This window comes from Pelomicrobium sp. G1 (genome assembly GCF_051905455.1).
Lineage (GTDB): Bacteria > Pseudomonadota > Gammaproteobacteria > Burkholderiales > UBA6910 > Pelomicrobium.
This window is the reverse complement of sequence record NZ_JBQACR010000017.1, coordinates 33,184-53,517: the sequence shown is the minus strand read 5'-3', so window position 1 is coordinate 53,517 and position 20,334 is coordinate 33,184. Positions and strand designations below refer to the sequence as shown.

General features: G+C 68.1%; 19 protein-coding genes. 9 read left to right on the top strand and 10 right to left on the bottom strand.

From position 1 onward, the window contains the following. The first annotated feature begins 6 nt into the window (after nt 1–6). The 8 genes from ACTFO6_RS15235 to ACTFO6_RS15200 all read left to right on the top strand — a co-directional run bounded on the left by ACTFO6_RS15235 (nt 7) and on the right by ACTFO6_RS15200 (nt 8,590). Entirely contained in the window at nt 7–1,197 is a 1,191-nt protein-coding gene (locus ACTFO6_RS15235) for an FAD-dependent monooxygenase (RefSeq protein WP_439935293.1), read from the top strand. A 164-nt stretch (nt 1,198–1,361) separates the two neighbouring features. Then, nucleotides 1,362–1,598: a helix-turn-helix domain-containing protein gene (locus tag ACTFO6_RS15230; RefSeq protein ID WP_439935292.1), complete on the top strand. Its 237-nt coding sequence runs from the start codon at nt 1,362–1,364 to the stop codon at nt 1,596–1,598. A 70-nt stretch (nt 1,599–1,668) separates the two neighbouring features. Then, the gene (gene purH / locus ACTFO6_RS15225; protein WP_439935333.1) at nt 1,669–3,225 is read left to right on the top strand and encodes a bifunctional phosphoribosylaminoimidazolecarboxamide formyltransferase/IMP cyclohydrolase; all 1,557 of its coding nucleotides are present in this window, start codon (nt 1,669–1,671) and stop codon (nt 3,223–3,225) included. A gap of 16 nt (nt 3,226–3,241) precedes the next feature. After that, a complete protein-coding gene (gene purD, locus ACTFO6_RS15220) occupies nt 3,242–4,534 on the top strand; it encodes a phosphoribosylamine--glycine ligase (protein ID WP_439935291.1) in 1,293 nt (430 codons plus the stop codon). A gap of 55 nt (nt 4,535–4,589) precedes the next feature. Then, nucleotides 4,590–5,501, top strand: coding sequence for an oxygen-dependent coproporphyrinogen oxidase (gene hemF / locus ACTFO6_RS15215; RefSeq protein ID WP_439935290.1), 912 nt, complete (start codon nt 4,590–4,592; stop codon nt 5,499–5,501). Between the two features lie 5 nt (nt 5,502–5,506). Then, on the top strand, nt 5,507–5,788 hold the full coding sequence (locus ACTFO6_RS15210; protein WP_439935289.1) for an ACT domain-containing protein: 282 nt from the start codon (nt 5,507–5,509) through the stop codon (nt 5,786–5,788). A 24-nt stretch (nt 5,789–5,812) separates the two neighbouring features. After that, nucleotides 5,813–7,177 carry a PFL family protein gene (locus ACTFO6_RS15205; protein ID WP_439935288.1) on the top strand — a complete coding sequence of 455 codons (1,365 nt, stop codon included), beginning with the start codon at nt 5,813–5,815 and terminating at the stop codon, nt 7,175–7,177. A gap of 48 nt (nt 7,178–7,225) precedes the next feature. Continuing rightward, the gene (locus ACTFO6_RS15200) at nt 7,226–8,590 is read left to right on the top strand and encodes a sodium-dependent transporter (protein ID WP_439935332.1); all 1,365 of its coding nucleotides are present in this window, start codon (nt 7,226–7,228) and stop codon (nt 8,588–8,590) included. Between the two features lie 15 nt (nt 8,591–8,605). Here the strand turns inward: ACTFO6_RS15200 and ACTFO6_RS15195 are convergent, their stop codons facing one another. From ACTFO6_RS15195 to ilvD, 10 genes are all read right to left on the bottom strand, one after another. Continuing rightward, nucleotides 8,606–9,316 (bottom strand): ABC transporter ATP-binding protein, encoded by a 711-nt coding sequence (locus ACTFO6_RS15195; RefSeq protein ID WP_439935287.1) that lies wholly within the window; start codon nt 9,314–9,316, stop codon nt 8,606–8,608. After that, on the bottom strand, nt 9,313–10,080 hold the full coding sequence (locus ACTFO6_RS15190) for an ABC transporter ATP-binding protein (RefSeq protein WP_439935286.1): 768 nt from the start codon (nt 10,078–10,080) through the stop codon (nt 9,313–9,315). The genes ACTFO6_RS15195 and ACTFO6_RS15190 overlap by 4 nt, the downstream gene beginning before the upstream one ends. Continuing rightward, nucleotides 10,077–11,147: an ABC transporter permease subunit gene (locus tag ACTFO6_RS15185; RefSeq protein WP_439935285.1), complete on the bottom strand. Its 1,071-nt coding sequence runs from the start codon at nt 11,145–11,147 to the stop codon at nt 10,077–10,079. The genes ACTFO6_RS15190 and ACTFO6_RS15185 overlap by 4 nt, the downstream gene beginning before the upstream one ends. Nucleotides 11,148–11,156: 9 nt before the next feature. Further along, on the bottom strand, nt 11,157–12,080 hold the full coding sequence (locus ACTFO6_RS15180; RefSeq protein WP_439935284.1) for a branched-chain amino acid ABC transporter permease: 924 nt from the start codon (nt 12,078–12,080) through the stop codon (nt 11,157–11,159). A 294-nt stretch (nt 12,081–12,374) separates the two neighbouring features. Then, nucleotides 12,375–13,625, bottom strand: a complete 1,251-nt coding sequence (locus tag ACTFO6_RS15175; RefSeq protein WP_439935283.1) for a branched-chain amino acid ABC transporter substrate-binding protein — start codon at nt 13,623–13,625, stop codon at nt 12,375–12,377. A gap of 181 nt (nt 13,626–13,806) precedes the next feature. After that, the gene (locus ACTFO6_RS15170) at nt 13,807–14,124 is read right to left on the bottom strand and encodes a c-type cytochrome (RefSeq protein WP_439935282.1); all 318 of its coding nucleotides are present in this window, start codon (nt 14,122–14,124) and stop codon (nt 13,807–13,809) included. A 49-nt stretch (nt 14,125–14,173) separates the two neighbouring features. Continuing rightward, complete coding sequence (locus tag ACTFO6_RS15165; RefSeq protein ID WP_439935281.1) at nt 14,174–16,222, bottom strand: thioredoxin domain-containing protein; 2,049 nt, start codon at nt 16,220–16,222, stop codon at nt 14,174–14,176. Between the two features lie 69 nt (nt 16,223–16,291). Continuing rightward, nucleotides 16,292–17,200: a PA2778 family cysteine peptidase gene (locus ACTFO6_RS15160; protein WP_439935280.1), complete on the bottom strand. Its 909-nt coding sequence runs from the start codon at nt 17,198–17,200 to the stop codon at nt 16,292–16,294. Between the two features lie 43 nt (nt 17,201–17,243). Beyond that, nucleotides 17,244–17,711, bottom strand: a complete 468-nt coding sequence (locus tag ACTFO6_RS15155) for a PA2779 family protein (RefSeq protein ID WP_439935279.1) — start codon at nt 17,709–17,711, stop codon at nt 17,244–17,246. Continuing rightward, the gene (gene ilvD / locus ACTFO6_RS15150) at nt 17,712–19,385 is read right to left on the bottom strand and encodes a dihydroxy-acid dehydratase (RefSeq protein WP_439935278.1); all 1,674 of its coding nucleotides are present in this window, start codon (nt 19,383–19,385) and stop codon (nt 17,712–17,714) included. 118 nt (nt 19,386–19,503) lie between these two features. Between ilvD and lgt the strand changes: the two genes are divergently transcribed. Further along, complete coding sequence (gene lgt / locus ACTFO6_RS15145; RefSeq protein ID WP_439935277.1) at nt 19,504–20,304, top strand: prolipoprotein diacylglyceryl transferase; 801 nt, start codon at nt 19,504–19,506, stop codon at nt 20,302–20,304. Nucleotides 20,305–20,334 lie beyond the last annotated feature (30 nt).

Sequence of the window (20,334 nt, the reverse complement as noted above, 5' to 3'; positions counted from 1 at the left end):
CGCTCCGTGGACGCGCTCCTCTCCTCTTCCGCCCCGCCTTCGGTGGACGTGGCGGTGCTGGGCGCGGGGCCGGTGGGCGCCGCCCTGGCCCTGGCCCTGGCGCGGCGCGGCCTCTCGGTCGTGACCCTGGACACCCGGGGTCTGGAGGAGGCGCAGCAGGACCCCCGGGTCCTCGCCCTGTCCCACGGCAGCCGGCTGCTCCTGGAGCGGCTGTACGTCTGGCCCCTCTTGCGGGAGGTTTCCCCCATCCGGGTGGTGCACGTGTCGGAACAGGGCGCCTGGCCCCGGGTCGAGCTGACTGGCGCCGAGGCCGGTGTGCCCGTCCTGGGCTACACCGTGGAATACGGGCGGCTCATGGCGGCCCTCGCCGAACGCCTGCAAGCCACTCGCGCCCTCCTCTACCTGCCCGGCGTCGGCGAGCCCCGGATCGAGGCCTGTCACGACGGCGTGGCGGTGGGGTTCCGCCACCGGGACGAGCCGAGAGCGTTCCGGGCGCGGTTGCTCGCGGTGGCGGACGGGGGCGCCACGGCCAGGCGGCTGGGTTTCGAAATCGCGAGCCGGGACTACCGTCAGTCCGCCCTCACGGCGCGGGTGCGGGCGGACAGCGCTCCTTCGGGCGTGGCCTTCGAGCGCTTCACCCCGGAAGGCCCGGTGGCTCTACTGCCCTGCGTGAACGATTACGCCCTGATCTGGACCACTGGGCCCGAACGAGCGGCAGCGCTGGCGGCGCTCGCGCCGGACGCCTTCTGCGCCGCGCTTCAGGAAGGCTTTGGCCACCGCCTGGGACGCTTCCGGACGGTGGAAGGCCGCGCGGTCTTTCCCCTGGTCCTGCGCCGGGCGCGGGACATCGTGGGTCCGCGCACCGTGCTGGTGGGCAACGCCGCCCACACCTTGCATCCCGTGGCGGGCCAGGGTCTCAACCTGGGGTTGCGGGATGCGTGGGAACTGGCCGAGCACCTGGCGCAAGCGCCCCGCGACGAAATCGGCGACCCCGCCCATCTCCACCGCTACCGGCGGAGGCGCTCGCTGGACGTGGGGGCGGGTGTAGCTTTTACCGACACTCTGGTGCGCGTGTATTCCAACGCCAACCTGCTGATGCGCTGGGGTCGCACTGCGGGACTGGCGGGGCTCGGTCTCCTGCCGCCGGCGAGACGGTTTCTTGCCCGGCGCATGATCTTCGGCCCGCGAGCGCTGTAGCTTTTTCTGTAGAAGCGATTTTTCCACGGAACTTTTCCTCGCCTTGCGATCCGGCTACAATCTTTGCCTTTCCCCTGACAGCTCGCATTTCCGCTTCGCGGATCCGCGGGTCGCCGAACGAGTGCGCCGGCACAGGCGCCAGTCCCGGGGGAGGGAGTTCGCCCATGATCAACGAAAACGAAATCGATCGCATTGTGCGCCGCGCGATCGAAAGATATTTCAAGGACCTGGACGGAGAGAAGCCCTGCGGTATCTATGACATGGTCATTCGTTGCGTAGAGAAACCCCTCATCGAGACGGTGCTGCGCCATTCGGAGGGCAACCAGACCCGGGCCGCCGAATTCCTGGGATTGAACCGCAACACCCTGCGCAAGAAGATGAAAGCCTACCGCCTCAAGTAGCGGGCGCCGCCGCATCCCTTTCTCCCCGCGCCGGCCGCCCACCATTCCTCAGCCAAGGCGTTCCATGACTATCATCAAACAGGCGCTCATCAGCGTTTCCGACAAGACGGGCCTCGCGGAGCTAGCCCGGGGCCTCGCCCGCTTCCAGGTGCGCATCCTCTCCACCGGCGGCACGGCCAGGCTTCTGGCGGAGACGGGCATCCCGGTCACCGCCGTGGAGGACTACACGGGCTTCCCCGAGATGCTGGACGGGCGGGTGAAAACCCTGCACCCGAAGATCCACGCCGGCATCCTGGCACGGCGCGACCTGGAGGAGCACATGAAAGCGCTGGCGGCCACGGGGATAGCCCCCATCGACCTGGTGGTGGTCAACCTCTACCCCTTTTCCGGCACCGTGGCGCGCCCCGGCTGCACCCTGGAGGAGGCGATCGAGAACATCGACATCGGCGGCCCTTCCATGGTGCGCGGGGCGGCGAAGAACTTCCAGCACGTGGCGGTGGTGACCGATCCGGCGGACTACCCGGCCATCTTGGCGGAAATGGAATCGAGCGGCGGGGCCCTCGGCCTGGAGACCCGCTACCGGCTTGCCCGCAAGGCCTTTTCCCACACCGCCGCCTATGACGCCGCCATCAGCAACTATCTGACGGCCACCCACCTGGACGGCACCCGGGACGACTTTCCCGGCCAGCTCAACTTGTGCGTCGAGAAGGTGCAGGACCTGCGCTACGGGGAAAACCCCCACCAGCGGGCGGCGTTCTACCGGGAGCTCAGGGTGCCTGAGGGCGCCCTGGCGGGCTACCGCCAGGTGCAGGGCAAGGAGCTCTCCTACAACAACATCGCCGATGCCGATGCGGCGTGGGAGTGCGTGAAGACCTTCGACGAGCCGGCCTGCGTGATCGTCAAGCACGCGAATCCCTGCGGGGTGGCGGTGGCCGCGACGCCGGCGGAGGCCTACGCCAAAGCCTTCGCTACCGATCCCACCTCCGCCTTCGGCGGTATCATCGCCTTCAACCGGGCGATCGACCGGGCCGCGGCGGAGGCCGTGACCCAGCAGTTCGTGGAAGTGGTGATCGCCGCCGACGCCGAACCCGCCGCCCTGGAGATCTTCCGCGCCAAGAGCGGCATCCGGGTGCTCCTCGCGCCTTCCGGCGGCGAGCACGACGCCCTGGATCTCAAGCGGGTGGGTGGCGGGCTGCTCGTGCAATCGCCGGACGTCCTCAACGTCACCCCGGCCCAGCTCAAGACCGTGACCCGCCGGCAGCCCACGGAACGGCAACTCAAGGACCTGCTGTTCGCCTGGCGGGTGGCCAAGTACGTCAAGTCCAACGCCATCGTGTTCGCGGGCGGCGGGCGCACCCTGGGGGTGGGCGCAGGGCAGATGAGCCGGGTGGACAGCGCCCGCATCGCCGCCATCAAGGCCCAGAACGCCGGGCTTTCCCTGGCCGGCTCGGTGGTGGCCTCCGACGCCTTCTTCCCCTTCCGCGACGGTGTGGACGTGGTGGCCGACGCCGGGGCCGCCGCCGTCATCCAGCCGGGCGGCAGCCTGCGGGACGAGGAGGTGATCGCCGCTGCCGACGAACGGGGCCTCGCCATGGTGTTCACCGGCGTGCGGCATTTCCGCCATTGAGCTTCAGGATTGCACGATGAAGATCCTGGTGGTCGGCGGCGGCGCGCGGGAGCATGCCCTGGCGTGGAAGCTCGCCCGCTCTCCCCGTAATCCCAAGGTGTTCGTGGCGCCGGGCAACGCGGGCACGGCCTTGGAGGAAGGGGTCGAGAACGTAGCCTTGACCCGCATTCCCGAGCTGGCGGACTTCGCCCGGCGGGAAGAGGTCGCCCTCACGGTGGTGGGACCCGAGGCGCCCCTCGCCGAAGGCATCGTGGACGCCTTCCGGGCCGAGGGGCTCAAGATCTTCGGTCCCACCCGCCGCGCCGCCCAGCTCGAAAGCTCCAAGGAATTCGCCAAGAGCTTCATGGCCCGCCATGGCATTCCCACCGCCGGCTACCAGGCGTTCACGGACGCGGATACCGCCCACGCCTACATCGAGCGCCACGGCGCGCCCCTGGTGGTGAAGGCGGACGGGCTGGCGGCGGGCAAGGGCGTGGTGGTGGCCCTGAGCGCCCAGGAGGCCCATGCCGCGGTGGACGCCTGGCTGCGGGACCATCGGCTGGGAGAGGCCGGCCACCGGGTGATCATCGAAGACTTCCTGGAGGGCGAGGAGGCGAGCTTCATCGTCATGGCGGACGGCAAGAACGTGCTGCCCCTGGCCGCTAGCCAGGACCACAAGCGTCTCCTGGACGGTGATCGGGGGCCGAACACCGGAGGCATGGGCGCCTACTCCCCCGCACCGGTGGTGACCCCCCAGGTCCATGCCCGCATCATGCGGGAGGTGATCCAGCCGGCGGTCCAGGGCATGGCGGCGGAGGGCGAGCCCTACGTGGGCTTTCTCTACGCCGGCCTCATGATCGGCCCGAGCGGTCAGGTCAAGGTGCTGGAGTTCAATTGCCGGCTGGGCGACCCGGAAGCGCAGTCGGTCCTGTTCCGGCTCAAGACCGACCTGGTGACCCTGCTGGAGCACGGGGTCCAGGGCACCCTGGACCAGGCGGAGGCCGAGTGGGATCGCCGCGCCGCCCTGGGCGTGGTCCTGGCCGCTCCAGGCTATCCCGACAATCCCCGCAAGGGAGACCCCATCACCGGGATTCTTGCGCCGGAGCCCGATTTCCACGTGTTCCATGCCGGCACGGCGATGAAGGACGGCGCCCTGGTGACCGCCGGCGGGCGGGTGCTCACCGTGACCGCCCTGGGGGACAACATCGAGCTCGCCCAGCGCCGGGCGTATCAGGTCGCGGAGCAAATCCGCTTTCCCGGCGTGCAAATGCGCCGGGACATCGGCCACCGGGCGATCCGTCCCCGCACCGCGGGGGCGAGGCGCGGCTGAGCCGTGCGCCGCCTTTCGCACGACCCAAGCGGATGAAGCCGCCGGATCAGGTTCCATGGAGCTCGAAGCGGTCAAAGGGTTTTTGACTTCCCTCCAGGAGGAGATCGTCTCCGCCCTGGAGGCGGTGGACGGGGAGCGGTTCCGGCGCGACCTGTGGGAGCGCCCCGATGGCGGCGGGGGCGATACCCGGGTGATGGAGGAGGGGCGGGTATTCGAACGGGGCGGGGTGGCCTTCTCCCACGTCCATGGTTCGGGGCTGCCGCCCTCCGCGAGCGAGCGCCGGCCGGAGCTGACGGGCCGCACCTTCCAGGCCATGGGCCTCTCCCTGGTGCTGCACCCGCGCAACCCGTACGTGCCTACCGTGCACATGAACACGCGCTTTTTCTGCGCCCAGGGTCCCATCGGGCCGGATGCGAGTGCCGAGCCTGTCTGGTGGTTCGGCGGCGGCATGGATTTGACGCCCTACTACGGTTTCGAGGAGGACGCCCGGCATTTCCACGCCACCTGCCGCAAGGCCCTCGCCCCTTTCGGTTCCGAGTACTACCCCCGGTTCAAGCGCTGGTGCGATGAGTATTTTTACCTCCGGCACCGGGGCGAGCCGCGGGGCGTCGGCGGGATTTTTTTCGACGACTTGAACGAGGGAGGCTTCGAGCGCTGCTTCGCCCTCGTGAAAAGCGTGGGCGGCCATTTTCTCGAAGCCTATCTGCCCATCGTGGAGCGCCGCCGGGGGCTTCCCTACGGGGAGCGGGAGCGGGACTTCCAGGCGTACCGGCGCGGGCGCTACGTGGAGTTCAACCTGGTCTACGACCGGGGCACCTTGTTCGGGCTCCAGTCCGGCGGCCGCACCGAGTCCATCCTCATGTCCCTGCCGCCCGTAGTGCGTTGGCGCTACGCCTGGCAGCCTTCGCCGGGCACGCCGGAGGCCCGGCTCTACGAGGAATTCCTCAAGCCCAGGGAATGGATCTAGCCTCCATGCCGAAGAGCAACCGCATCATCGTCACCGTGACCGGTGAGGACCGGGTCGGGATCATCGCCGCCGTCGCCACCATCCTGGCCGAGGCGAACGCCAACATCCTGGACATCTCCCAAACCACCCTCCAGGAGTTCTTCGCCATGATCATGATGGTGGACCTTTCCCAGGCGAACGTGCCCCTGGAGGAGATCAAGCGGCGCCTGACGGCCAAAGGGGAGGAGATGGGTCTGCGCATCGACGCCCAGCACGAGGACGTGTTCAAGTACATGCACCGCATTTGAGGCGCTCCCGGAGACATTGCGGCCATGACGCGCTTTTCCGCTCAGGAGATCATCGAGACCATCCGCATGGTGCAGATGGAAAATCTCGACATTCGCACCATCACCCTGGGCATTTCGCTGCGCGACTGCGCCCATCCGGATCTGGACACCCTGGGCCGCCGGGCCTACGACAAGATCTGTCGGGTGGCCGGCCGGCTCACGGCGGTGGCCCAGGCCATCGAGCAGGAGTACGGCATTCCCATCGTCCACAAGCGGGTGGCGGTCACCCCCGTGGCGCTGGTCGCGGAGGCGAGCGGCACCGGGGACTACCCTCGCATCGCCCGCTACCTGGACCGGGCCGCGGCGGAGGTGGGGGTCAATTTCCTGGGCGGCTATTCGGCCCTGGTGCAGAAGGGCGCGACCCCGGGGGATATGGCCCTCATCCGCTCCATCCCCGAGGCCCTGGCCACCACGGAGCGCGTCTGCGCCTCGGTGAACGTGGCCTCCACTCGCGCCGGCATCAACATGGACGCCGTGGCCTGGATGGGCGAAGTCATCGCCGAGACGGCCCGCGCGACGCGCGACCGCGACGGGATCGGCTGCGCCAAGCTGGTCACCTTCTGCAACGCCGTGGACGACAATCCCTTCATGGCCGGCGCCTTCCACGGCATCGGCGAGCCGGACGGGGTCGTCAACGTGGGCGTTTCCGGCCCCGGCGTGGTGCTCTCCGCGGTGCAGAAGGAGCCCGGCGCCGATTTCGGCGAGCTGGCCGGCATCATCAAGCGCACCGCGTTCAAGGTGACGCGCATGGGAGAGCTGGTGGGGCGGGCCGCCTCCGAGCGGCTGGGACTGCCCTTCGGTGTGGTGGACCTATCCCTCGCCCCTACGCCCGCCGCCGGCGACAGTGTGGCGCGCATTCTGGAGGCGATGGGATTAGAGCGGGTGGGCGCCCACGGCTCCACCGCGGCGCTGGCCCTGCTCAACGACGCGGTGAAGAAGGGCGGCGCCATGGCCTCGGGCTACGTGGGCGGGCTCTCGGGGGCCTTCATTCCCGTGTCGGAGGACGCAGGCATGATGGAGGCGGCGGCCCTGGGGAGCGTCACCTTCGACAAGCTGGAAGCCATGACCAGCGTGTGCTCCGTGGGGCTGGACATGATCGCCGTCCCCGGCGATACGCCTCCCGAGACTCTGGCCGCCATCATCGCCGACGAGGCGGCCATCGGCATGATCAACCGCAAGACCACCGCGGTGCGCCTGATCCCCGTGCCGGGCAAGGGCGTGGGCGATCGGGTGGAGTTCGGGGGCTTGCTGGGACGCGCCCCGGTGATGGCGGTCCATACCCTCTCGAGCCGGGCCTTCGTGCGGCGCGGCGGGCGCATTCCTGCGCCGTTGCAAGCGTTGAACAACTGAACCCGTCTCGATGCGGCCGTTTCAGTCATAGGAGGCAAGGGGATGGCCATGGCTGCGCAGGCGGCCCACCGGGCCCACTGGTCCAACCGCTGGGCCTTCGTGCTGGCCACCGCCGGCTCGGCGATCGGTCTCGGCAACATCTGGAAGTTTCCCTACATGACGGGGGAAAACGGGGGAGGCGCCTTCGTCCTCGTCTACCTGGCCTGCATCGTCCTGGTGGGGCTCCCGGTGATGATGACCGAAATCATGCTGGGACGGCGGGCCCAGCGCAACCCGGTGGCCGCCATGGAGCGGCTGGCGCGGGAGGCGGGCGCTCCCCGGGCCTGGAAGCTGGTGGGTATCCTGGGCGTCTTCACCGGGGCGGTGATCCTGTCCTTTTACAGCGTAGTGGCCGGCTGGATGTTGGACTACTTGATCCGCGCAGGGGCGGGACGCTTCCACGGCATGGGCCCGGAGGAGGCCAAAGCGGGGTTCGGGGCCTTGCTGGCGAGCCCCTACGAGCTCGCCCTGTGGCATATCGTCTTCATGTTTCTCACCATGGGGGTGGTGGCCTATGGGGTCACCCGGGGCTTGGAGCGGGCGACCAAGATCATGATGCCGGCCCTCGCCGCGATCCTCCTGGTGCTGGTGGGCTACGGGCTCGCGCGGGGCGACATGGCGGGCGCCGCCGCCTTCCTGTTCGATCCGGATTTCTCCCGCATCTCCCCCCAGGTGGTGCTGGCGGCCATGGGCCAGGCGTTCTTCAGCCTGAGCCTGGGCATGGGGGCGGTTATGGTCTACGGGTCGTACCTGCAGCGTCACATCTCCATTGTCCGGGTATCGGTGTACGTCGCCACCGCCGATACCGCCTTCGCCTTGCTCGCAGGGCTGGCGGTCTTCTCCATCGTCTTCGCCCACGGGATGGCGCCCGCGGCGGGACCGGGTCTCGTCATGCAGACGCTGCCCATCACCTTCGGCGCCATGCCCGGCGGCTCGGTGCTGGGCACCCTGTTCTTCCTACTGGTGGTCTTCGCCGCCTGGACCTCGGCCATCTCCATCGCCGAGCCGGGAGTCGCCTGGATGGTGGAGAACCTGCGCCTCGCGCGCGGGCGGGCGTGCACAGTCTTCGGCGTCGTGGTGTGGCTCGCGGGCGTGGCGGCGCTTCTTTCCTTCAACGTATGGGAAGGGCTCAGGATCTTCGGGCTCTCGATCTTCGACGCCCTCGACTACCTGGCCTCCAACATTCTCCTGCCTCTGGGCGGGCTCGCCATCGTGGTCTTCGGCGCCTGGGTGATGCGACACACCCATGCCCGCGAGGAGCTGGACCTCAACGAGGGCTGGTTCAAGGCCTGGCGCCTCGCAGCCAGGTATCTGGCGCCGGTGGCGATCGGGCTGGTATTTCTCAATCTGACAGGCCTGCTGCCTGGATCTTGAGGGACGGGTAAAACTTCATTCACCCAGGTAAGCGTGGCGCACCTGGGGATTGCCGAGCAGCTCCGCGCCGGGCCCGGACAAGGTGATGAGACCGCTTTCCATCACGTAGCCCCGGTCGGCGAGCTCCAAGGCGAGGCGGGCGTTCTGCTCCACCAGCAGGAGGGTGACGCCTTCCCGGGAGATTTCCCGGATCACCTCGAAGATCCGCTGCACCATGAGGGGGGCGAGGCCCATGCTGGGCTCGTCCAGGAGCAGGAGCTTGGGGCGGCTCATGAGGGCCCGGCCGATGGCGAGCATCTGCTGCTCGCCGCCGGAGAGGGTGCCGGCGGTCTGGCGCCGGCGCTCCTTGAGGCGGGGAAAGAGCCCGTAGACCCGCTCCAGGTCCTGCTGAATGCCCGGGCCGTCGCTGCGGGCGTAGGCGCCCAGCTCCAGGTTCTCTTCCACCGTGAGCTTGCCGAACACCTGGCGCCCTTCGGGCACGAGGGCGAGCCCTTCCCGCACCAGCTCGAAGGAAGGCTTGCCCGTCACCGGCCTGCCCAGGTAGCGGATTTCCCCCGCGGCGGGCGGGATCATGCCGGCTAGGGCCTTGAGGGTGGTGGTCTTGCCCGCCCCGTTGGCGCCGATCAGCGCCACCAGCTCCCGCTCCCGGATCGAGAGATCGATGCCTTTCACCGCCAGGATCTGGCCGTAGGCCACTTTGAGGCCGCGCACCTCCAGCACGTTCACGCCAGGCTCCCGCCCAGGTAGGCCTCGATCACCGCTGGGTCCGCCCGCACCTCGGCGGGCGTGCCTTCGGCGATCTTCTTGCCGTAGTCCAGGACCGCTACCCGGTCGCACAGGCCCATCACCAGCTTGATGTCGTGCTCGATCAAGAGCAGGGTGACGCCGTCGCGGCGGATGCGTTCCAACAGGGAGCGCAGCTCCGCCGTTTCGGTGGCGTTCATGCCCGCCGCCGGCTCGTCCAGGGCGAGGAGCCGGGGCTCCAGGGCCAAGGCGCGGGCGATTTCCAGCTTGCGCTGGTCCCCGTAGGGGAGGTTGCGGGCCAGGTTGTTGGCGTGGTGCTCGATGCCCACGTAGCGAAGGAGCGCGAGGGCCCGCGCGTGGATGTCGGCTTCTTCCCGCCGGGTGGCCCGGTCCCGCAGCACCGCCCCCAGGACCCCAGCGCGGGAGCGGGCGTGCCGGCCCACCATGACGTTCTCCAGCGCGGTCATGTTGGCGAACAGGCGGATGTTCTGGAAGGTGCGAGCGATGCCGGCGGCGGCCACCCGGTGAGGCGTGCCCACGTCCAGGGGCTTGCCCTCGAAGTGGATCTCCCCGGCGTCTGGCGTGTAGAAGCCGGTGAGCACGTTGAAGAAGGTGGTCTTGCCGGCGCCGTTGGGGCCGATCAGCCCGTAGATCTCGCCGCGCTGCACGGTGAGGGAGACACCCGAGAGGGCCTCCAGGCCGCCGAAGCGTTTGGTGATGCCCCGGGCCTCGAGCAGCGCGGTCATTCGGCGGCGGTGGCGAGCTCGCGTTTGCGGATCTTCGACGGCCACAGACCCGCCGGGCGGAACAGCATCATGAGCACCAGGGCGAGGCCGAACATGAGCATGCGCAGGTCGGACGGGTCCACTAACACCTGCCCGAACCAAGCCTGCTGCAGGGGGCCCACGTAGCGCAGGGCCTCGGGCAGCGCCGTAAGCAGCGCCGCCCCCAGCACCACCCCGCCCACGTTGCCCATGCCGCCCAGCACCACCATGCACAGCACCATGATGGAGTCGAGCAGGGTGAAGCTCTCGGGGCTGATGAACCCCTGGAAGGAGGCGAACAGGCCCCCGGCCACGCCGCCGAAGGTTGCCCCCATGGCGAAGGCGAGGAGCTTTACGTCGCGGGTGTTGATACCCATGGCCTTGGCCGCCTGCTCGTCCTCCCGGATGGCGATCCAGGCCCGGCCGATGCGGGAGTCTTCCAGCCGCACCGAGATCACGATGGAAGCGAGCGCGCACAAGAGGAACACGTAGTAATAGCTGTGCACGGGAGAGAAGGTGAGGGGCCCCAGAGCGTAGGTCTTGCTCAGGGAGATGCCCCCCAGGGAAATGGGGTCGATGAGGGTGATGCCCAGGGGGCCGTTGGTGATGTTGACCGGCCGGTTCAGGTTGTTGAGGAAGATGCGGATGATTTCCCCGAACCCCAGGGTCACGATGGCGAGGTAATCGCCCCGCAGCCGCAGGGTGGGGGCTCCCAGCAGCACTCCGAACACCGCCGCGAGAAACGCTCCCAGGGGCAGCAGCACCAGGAAGGAGGCGTGGATGTCGAACTGGGGCGAGGCGAGGAGGGCGTAGCTGTAGGCGCCCACCGCGAAAAACGCGATGTAGCCGAGGTCCAGGAGCCCCGCGAACCCCACCACGATGTTGAGCCCCAGGGCGAGCATCACGTAGAGGAGCGCCACGTCCACGATGCGCACCCAGGTGCGCCCCAGGGTCGCGTCGACGAGGAAAGGCAGAACGGCGAGCGCCACGGCCACGCCGGTGAAGGCGAGCCGTTTGAGCCCCGGATGGTTTCCCGCGAGCACCGTCATGGCCCGTCCTTACGCCCGCTCGGAGACGGGCCCGCCGATCAAGCCCGAGGGGCGCAGCACCAGCACCAGCACCAGCACCAGGAAGGCGAAGACGTCCCGGTAGTTGCTGCCCAGCCAGCCGCCGGTGAGATCCCCGATGTAGCCCGAGGCGAGGGCCTCCACCACCCCCAGCAGCATGCCGCCCAGCATGGCCCCGTTCACCTTGCCGATGCCTCCCAGCACAGCGGCGGTGAAGGCTTTCAACCCCAGCATGAAGCCCATGAAGTAATGGCCGATGCCGTAATAAAGGATCACCATCAGCCCGGCGATGGCGGCCAAGCCCGAGCCCACCAGGAAGGTGAAGGCGATGATGCGGTTGACGTCGATGCCCATGAGCCCGGCCACGTCCCGGTTCTGCTCGGTGGCCCGCATCGCCTTGCCGATCCTGGTGCGCTTGATGAACCAGGCGAGGGCCGCCATCAGAGCGCAGGCGAGCAGGAAGATGAAGACCTGCAGGTCGGTGACGGTCGCCCCGGCGACGGTGTACATGGTGGGCTGGAGGATGGCCGGCAGCGCCAGATACTGCTTCGACCAGATGAGGGCGGCGCTGTACTGGAGCAGGATCGACATACCGATGGCGGTGATGAGGGGCGCCAGCCGCGGCGCGCGGCGCAGGGGCCGGTACGCCACCCGCTCGATGGACACGCCCAAGGTCATGCACACGACCATCGCCGCCCCCGCCGCCGCGAGGAGGATGAGGGGGGCGGGCACGGCGCTGCCCGCCAGGGCGGTGCACACGGTCCAGGCCACCAGCGCGCCCACCATGACGATGTCGCCGTGGGCGAAGTTGATGAGGCCGATGATCCCGTACACCATCGTGTAGCCCAGCGCCACGATGGCGTAGATGCTGCCGAGGATCAGGCCGTTGACGAGCTGCTGGAGAAAGACGTCCACGGTTAACCCGGATATTTCACGAAGACGCCCCTGGGATGGACCTAAGCCACATAGGATCAGCGCCTTGGTGTACGGAGAACGAAGGTGCGATTTGTCCAGTCGGGCTACTCGGGTCATGGCGGGGGCGGGGCGGCCATCTTGCACTTGCTGTCCTCGCCCGTGGGCTTCGCCATGGGCTTTGTCGGCTACGCGAAGCCTCTCTCGTCCGGCCCCGCGCCATCCCCCCGAGTTCCTCGTGAAATATCCGGGCAGGGCGCTCGCGGCACCCGAAGGGTGCCGCGATCTTAAGGGCGATTATTTCTGCACCGCCTGGGGCGGAGCCGGCGCCTCGGCCTGCTTTGCCGGCGCCGCCGCGGTGGGCGTTACTGTCTCGAGGGGCTCCCATTGGCCGTTCTTCACCACGTAGATGGTGATGGGGCCGTCCTTCAGGTCCCCTTTCTCGTCGAAGGCGATGGGGCCGATCACGCCCTGGTACTGGGTCTCGCCCACTTCGGGCAGGAACTTGGCCGGATCGGTGGAGCCAGCGCGCTTCATGGAATCGGCGAACACCATCACCGCGTCATAGGCCATGGGGGCGAAGAGTTCCACCTCCACGCCGAATTTCTGCTTGAAGCGCTCGAGGAACTCCTTGCCGCCCGGCATCTTGTCCTTGGGCAAGCCCGGGATGGAGGCCATGGCGCCTTCGGCCGCCTCGCCCGCGAGCTTGATGAAATTGGGGGTCTGCATGCCGTCGCCGCCCATGAATTTGGCGTTGATGCCCAGCTCGGCCATCTGCTTCTTCATCGGGCCCGCCTGGGGATCGATGCCGCCGAAGAACACGAGGTCCGGGTTCTTGCCCTTGATCCGGGTGAGAATGGCCTTGAAGTCGGTGTCCTTGTCGGTGGTGTGCTCCCGGGCCACGATCTCGGCGCCCAGGCTCTTGGCCGTCGCGGCGAAGGCGTCCGCCAGCCCCTGGCCGTAGGCAGTGGAGTCGTCGATCACCGCGATGCGCTTGGCGCCGAGCCTCTCCACCGCGAACCGGGCATCCACCGGTCCCTGCTGGTCGTCGTGGGCCACCACGCGGAAGGTGGTCTTGAAGCCCTGCAGGGTGTACTTGGGGTTGGTGGAGGAGGGGGAGATCTGGGGAATGCCGGCGTCGGAATAGATCTTGGAGGCGGGGATGGAGGCGCCGGAGTTGAAGTGCCCCACCACCGCCACGACGCCGGAATCCACCAGCTTCTGGGCCACCGTGGTGGCCTTGGTGGGGTTCGCCTCGTCGTCCTCGGCGATCAACTGGAATCTCACCTTCTTACCGCCGATCTCGACGCCCCGGGTGTTCAGGTCGTCAATGGCGAGCTGGGCGCCGTTCTTGATGTCCTGGCCGATGTGGGCCTGGGGCCCGGTGAGGGGCGCGGCCAGGCCGATCTTGACCACCACTTCCTGGGCGGCCTGGGGCGCGGGGGCCTGGGCCTGGGGAGGCGGCGCCTCCTCCTTCTTGCCGCAGGCGGCGAGGGTGAGGAGAGCGAAACCAAGGACCAACAGGCGCAGGGGATGGGCACGACTCATGGGGTTGCTCCTCGGGTTTTACGATTGAGGTCACCCGGCGGGACACCGGACCTTCAAAATCCGAGACTTAAGGATGGCTGATTATCGGGGCTCACCCGTAGGCTGTCAATTTGGCCGGTGACGGCCGGCCCAAAAACGAAAGCCGGCGCAGGCCGGCCTTCGTCAGGGGATGGAATGGCGCTTATTTGTGGGCGAGATACCACTCCACCATCTTTTTGATGTCCTCGTCTTTCAGGTGAGGATGGGGGGGCATGGGCACCTGGCCCCAGACGCCGGCGCCGCCCTTCTTCACCTTTTCCGAGAGCTTCGCCACGGCGTCCTTCTGGCCCCGATACTTGTTGGCGATTTCCTTCATCGAGGGCCCCACCAGCTTCTTGTCCTCGGCATGACAGGCGAGGCAACCGCTTTTCTGAGCGAGCTCCTTGGCCTCCTGGGCTTGGGCGAGACCCGCGGCCATCAAGCCGGCGGCGCCTAAGATACCGATCAACACGCTTTTCATCCGCTTCTCCTTTGTGCTCCCTGGGGTTGACGATCAGAACAACCGAATATTAGATGACTTTCTGCGGGTTGCAAACACGGCGCAACTCTTCCACCCGGGTGATGGCAGGCAAGCATTTAACGCCTTCGCACACCCAGGCGTTGACCGCTCCCATGACCGGGCGCCCCAGGGTGGGAGGAAGGTCGGGGTAATCACCGATGGATAGGGTTAGCCGGTGGGGGGCGTAGACCTCGTCCAGCACCGCCTGCCAACGGATGCGCTCGGCGGCTTCCCCCCGCAGGATCACCACGGTGGGCGGGGCGATGAGCTCCTCCATGGCACGCAGCAGAGTGGCGAAGGCGCTTGGCTGGCGTTTCATGGCGGGATAGAAGAGCGCCAAGGTCCGCTCCGCGGCTTCCAGATAGCGGTGCTCTCCCAGCAGGTGGCCGAGCCGGAGCAGGGCGAGGGCCGCCACCCCATTGCCGGAGGGGATCGCCTGGTCAGGGCCCGGCTTGGGCCGCAGGATCAGCCGCTCGTGGTCGTGGCTCACGAAGAAGAAGCCCCCGTCCTTGGGGTCTTCGAAGCGGGCGAGGAGGGTCTCCGCGAGATCCCGGGCGAAGGCGAGGTCCACGGGGCGGAACTCGGCCTGAAGAAGCTCCAGGAGCCCTTCAAGAAGGAAAGCGTAGTCGTCGAGATAGGCGTTGAGGTAGGACGTGCCGTCCTTGTGAGCGGCCAGCAGGCGCCCGTCGCGCCACTGGCGCGTGCGCAGGAAGTCGGCCGCCTGCCGGGCCGAGGCAATCCACTCGGGACGGCGGAATACCCGCCCGGCCCGGGCCATGCCCCGGATCATGAGGCCGTTCCAGCTCGTGAGGATCTTTTCGTCCCGGCCCGGGCGCACCCGGCGCTCCCGGTGGGCGAAGAGCTTCTTGCGGGCCGAGGCGAGGAGCTCCCGGCAGCGCTCCAAGGGCATTCCGGCCTGCTCGGCGACCAGCTTCAGGCTTTTGGCGACCCGGGGATGCCAGTGCTTGTTCTCGAAGTTGGGCGGCCGGTCGAAGCCGTAGTAGGGGGCCACCACGGCGTACTCTTCTTCGGTCAGGAGGGCGGCGACTTCGTTCCGGTCCCACACATAGAACTTGCCTTCCTCGTGCTCCGAGTCGGCGTCTAGGGTGGAATAGTAGCCCCCCTCGGGGGACTGCATCTCCCGCATCACCCAGGCGGCGGTGTCGGCCACCACCTGCTCGTAGAGGGGCTCCCTGGCGACCAGCCAGGCGTCGGCGTACAGGGCGAGCAGGGGCCCGTTGTCGTAGAGCATCTTCTCGAAGTGGGGGATGGTCCAGAACTGGTCTACGCTGTAGCGGCAGAAGCCGCCGCCTATCTGGTCATAGATGCCTCCCTCGGCCATGCGGGTGAGGGTGAGGCGCGCCATTTCCAGCCCTACCCCCGACCCTTCGGTGCCGTAGCGGGAAAGGCACAGCTCCAGCTCGGCCGGGTGAGGGAACTTGGGCGCCGTGCCGAAGCCCCCATGGACCTCGTCGAAGAGGGCGGCCAGCTCCCCGATGGCCCGGCGGGTGAGGGCGGGGTCGAACGCGGGGCGGCCGGCGGGAGAAGGGGGCAGGGTGCCGGCCAGGGCCTCAAGCAGGGCCGCGTTCTGCCGACGGATCTCTTCCTTCTGGGTGCGATAGACCTCCGCCACTCGGGGCAGGATGTCCTTGAAGCCGGGCAGGTTGTAGCGGGAGGTCTTGGGGAAGTAGGTCCCGGCGAAAAAGGGCGTGTGGTCGTCGGGCATGAGGAACACGGTGAGGGGCCAGCCGCCGGCACGGCCGGTGAGCATGGCGTGGGCGGTCTGGTAGATCTGGTCCAGGTCGGGGCGCTCCTCCCGGTCCACCTTGATGTTCACATAGTCGCGATTCATGAGCTCGGCCACTTCCGGGTCCTCGAAGGACTCGTGGGCCATCACGTGGCACCAGTGGCAGGCGGAATAGCCGATGGAGAGCAGAATGGGCTTGTCCTCGGCGCGGGCCCGCGCCAGGGCTTCCTCGCACCAGGGGTACCAATCCACCGGATTGTCGGCGTGCTGGCGAAGATAAGGGCTGGGACTTTGAGCGAGGCGGTTGGGCATGGCGGGAAATCCCGAAGAGATGTGCCCTCATTATCTCAGGAAGCGCCCCGAGGGACGAACCCGGGCGAATTACCGGGCGTTCTGGATCGCTTCCAGCGTGGCGCGATACTGGGACAGCCGGGGGCCGCCCAGGGAAACCGCGCGCTCCGCGGCGGTCAGGGCTTCGGCCTTCTTTCCTGACTCGACCAGCACCTGGGCCAGATTGTTCCAGGCGTCCGCCGACTGGGGGTAATCCAGGACGGCCTGCCGGTACGCCGCCTCCGCGCCGGCGAGATCGCCCCGGGTGTAGGCGGTGTTCCCCAGCCCGATCCGGGCGGTGAGGCTCCGGGGCCAGCGCTCGAGGGCGGTGGCGTAGGCCCGGCGGGCGGCGTCCGGATCCACCCGCTCCAGGGCCACCGCCGCCGCCACGTAGGTCCTCTCCTGGGCGGTGGCGGGCAGCCGCTGGGGGGGAAGGGCCACCATGGCCCAGTAGCCGCTTCGAGCCCAGGTGCGCTCGAAGCTACTCCACGACTGGACAAGCCGCCGGGTCACGCCGGAGCGGAGCACGATTTCCTGCGCCCCCTGGTCGTAGCCCACCACCACCGCGTAGTGCCAGACGGGCCAGAGATCGAGGGCCAGGTTCTGGAGCACCACCACCGGGTTGCCCGCCGCCACCTCCCGCAGCGCGTCTTCCAGCCGGGGTGCCAGGGGGTAGGCGATAAGCCCGTGGCGGCGGGTGGCCGCCAGCATTTCCGCCTGCAAGGACCCTTGCCGCGCGGGCAGGTACACCAGGGGCACGAGCGCCTCGGGGAAAGTGTCCACGCCAGCGTGAACCAGCACCGTGGCTAGAGCCGCGGGGCCGCACTGGTAGCGCTCCTGGGGATAGAAGGGCGCAGATTCGATTTCCGCCCGCTGGGGCAGGTCCGCCGGACGCTCTTTGACCAGAAGAGCGGTTTGGGGCCCCGCGCAGCCAGCGAGCAGGGCGAGGAGAAGGAGCATCGCCCCCGCCCGCAGGCGGGGGAGCGATTTGCCATGCAAGGTGCTACTTAATGGTGCGAGTGAAGGGGAAGACCTTGGTCCAGCCGAGAAGATCAGTAATCAGCAGGATGACGAAGATGACGAGGAGAGCGCCCACCACCGCGCCCACCCCGTCGCCGCCCGCCGGCAGCGCGTTCAAGCGCTCGGCCAGGGTCCGCGCCTCCTCGTCGCTCAAGGCCGCCACCCGGGCTTCCACCAGGGCGGCGTCGATACCCATTGCCTGAAGCTGGTCCCGGACCTCCTGCCGGTCAAGATAGCGCTGGATCTCGCTCCGCTGCGCGCTCGCCATCACTTCCTGGGTGCCCACTAGGCCCGCCTGGGCGGGCAAGGGCAGCCCCAGCCCCGCCGTGCAGACGATGAGGACGCTTGCGACGAACCGATTGAACTTGCGCATCATTTTGGACTCTCCCTGGAAAGCGCCGTTGGAGGGCGCGGTCTCGGCAGCATAGAAGAGCTCTCGGGAAGGCGTCAATCAATCCGTCACGGCGCCCCGGCTGGCGGAAGACACCAGCCTTGCGTATTTGGCCAGCACGCCCCGGGTATAGCGGGGCTTGGGGGGCTGCCAGGCTTGGCGGCGCCGCTCGAGCTCGTCGTCGGGCACGTTGAGTTGGACGAGCCGCTTCTCCGCGTCGATGGTGACGGAGTCGCCTTCTTTCACGAGGGCGATGGTGCCGCCCACCGCCGCCTCGGGCGCCACGTGGCCCACCACCATGCCCCAGGTGCCGCCGGAGAATCGCCCGTCGGTAATCAGTCCCACCGACTCGCCCAAGCCCGCCCCGATGAGGGCGGAGGTGGGGGAGAGCATCTCCCGCATGCCGGGTCCCCCCTTGGGCCCCTCGTAGCGGATCACGATCACGTCCCCCGGCCGGATCCTGCCGCCGACGATGGCGGCCATGGCCTCGGGCTCGGAATCGAAGACCCGGGCCGGGCCGGTGATGGAGGTTTTTTTGAGGCCGGTGATTTTGGCCACGCACCCCTCGGTGGCGAGATTTCCCTTGAGGATCGCAAGATGCCCCTGGGGATAGAGGGGGTTGTCGAAGGGCCGGATCACGTCCTGCCCCGTGGGCGGCCGGTCCGGCACGCCCTCCAGCAGCTCACCGAGGGTCTTGCCGGTGACGGTGAGGCAGTCGCCGTGCAGGAGCCCCGCGTTGAGCAGCATCTTCAGCACCTGGGGCACGCCGCCTGCCTGGTGGAACTGGGTCGTGACGTAGCGGCCGGAGGGCTTCAGGTCGCACAGCACCGGCACTTTCTGGCGCACCCGCTCGAAGTCGTCCAGGGTCCACTCCACCTCGGCTGCGTGGGCGATGGCGAGGAAGTGCAGCACCGCGTTGGTGGAGCCGCCCACCGCCATGATGAGGGCGACCGCGTTCTCGATCGATTCGCGGGTCACGATTTGCCGCGGCAGGATCTGCTTCTTGATCGCCTCCACCAGCACCCGGGCCGACTCGGCCACGCTGTCGGCCTTTTCGGGGTCGGGGTTGGCCATGGTGGAGGAGTAGGGCAGGCTCATGCCCAGGGCCTCGAAGGCGCTGGACATGGTGTTGGCCGTGTACATGCCCCCGCAGGCGCCGAAGGTGGGACAGGCGTTCTTCTCCACGCCGACGAAGTCCTCCTCTGACATCTTGCCGTGGGTGTAGGCGCCCACCGCTTCGAAGGCGGAGACGATGGTGAGATCCTGTCCCTTCCACTTGCCGGGCTTGATGGTGCCGCCGTAGCAATAGACGGCCGGCACGTTCATGCGCAGGATCGCCATCATGCCTCCCGGCATGTTCTTGTCGCAGGCGCCCAGCACCAGCACCCCGTCCATGAACTGGCTCTGCACCGCGGTCTCGATCGCGTCGGCGATCACCTCGCGGGAGACGAGCGAGTACTTCATGCCCTCGGTGCCCATGGAGATACCGTCGGTCACCGTGGGCACGCCGAACATCTGGGGCATGGCCCCCGCCTCCTTGAGCGCTGCCTCCGCCCGCAGCGCGAGCGGCTGCAGGCCGGCGTTGCACGGGTTCATGGTGCTATGGCCGTTGGCGATGCCCACGATGGGCTTGTCGAAGTCTTCGTCGCGGAAGCCCACGGCCCGGAGCATGGCCCGGTTGGGGCTGCGCTCGACACCTTGGGTGATGATTCGGCTGCGCAGATTGTTGGGCACGGTGCGGTCTCCTTCTTAGTCGGCCGCCGGGCGCAAAACGCGGTGCGAAGAAGCTTTATGGAGGTCCCGGCGACAAGGTAAACTTGAATTTTAGCCCAAACGCCGCGCCGACCCCCCCGTGCTCGTCCATCCCCAGTTCGATCCCGTGGCCTTCCAGCTCGGGCCGCTCGCCGTGCGCTGGTACGGGCTCATGTACCTGGTGGGGTTTCTCGGAGGGCTTTGGCTCGGCAAGGTCCGTGCGCGCACCCGGCCGGAGCTGGGCTTCACTGCCCGCACGGTGGACGATCTGCTTTTCTATGCGGTGCTGGGCGTCATCCTCGGCGGCCGGTTGGGCTACGTGCTCTTCTACAAGCCTGCGGAATATTTCGCCGAGCCCTGGCGCATCCTTTATTTGTGGGAAGGGGGCATGTCCTTCCACGGCGGCTTTCTGGGGGTGATTTTCGCCCTCTGGCTGTTTGCCCGGCGTCACGAGCTTGCCTGGCTCGCCGTCACCGACTTCGTCGCTCCCCTGGTGCCCATTGGGCTGGGGGCAGGCCGCATCGGCAACTTCATCAACGGGGAGCTGTGGGGCCGACCCACCGAGGTGCCCTGGGCCATGGTTTTCCCCCAAGTGGATGCGACTCCCCGGCATCCCTCCCAGCTCTACGAGTTTGCCTTAGAGGGGGTTGCCCTATTCGCCCTGCTCTGGTGGTTCTCGGCCAAACCGCGGCCGATGGGCGCGGTGTCGGCGGTGTTCCTGATAGGCTACGGCGTCTTCCGCTTCCTCGTGGAATTTGCCCGGGAGCCCGACGCCTTCCTGGGTTTCCTGGCCTTAGGGCTCACCATGGGCCAGTGGCTGTCCGTGCCCATGATCCTGGCGGGCGTGGCCCTGTGGGTCTGGGCGTACCGGGGACGCGGGGCTTCTGCTAAACGCCCGTAGATACCGCGATTTACGCCTGCGGCGTTTGCC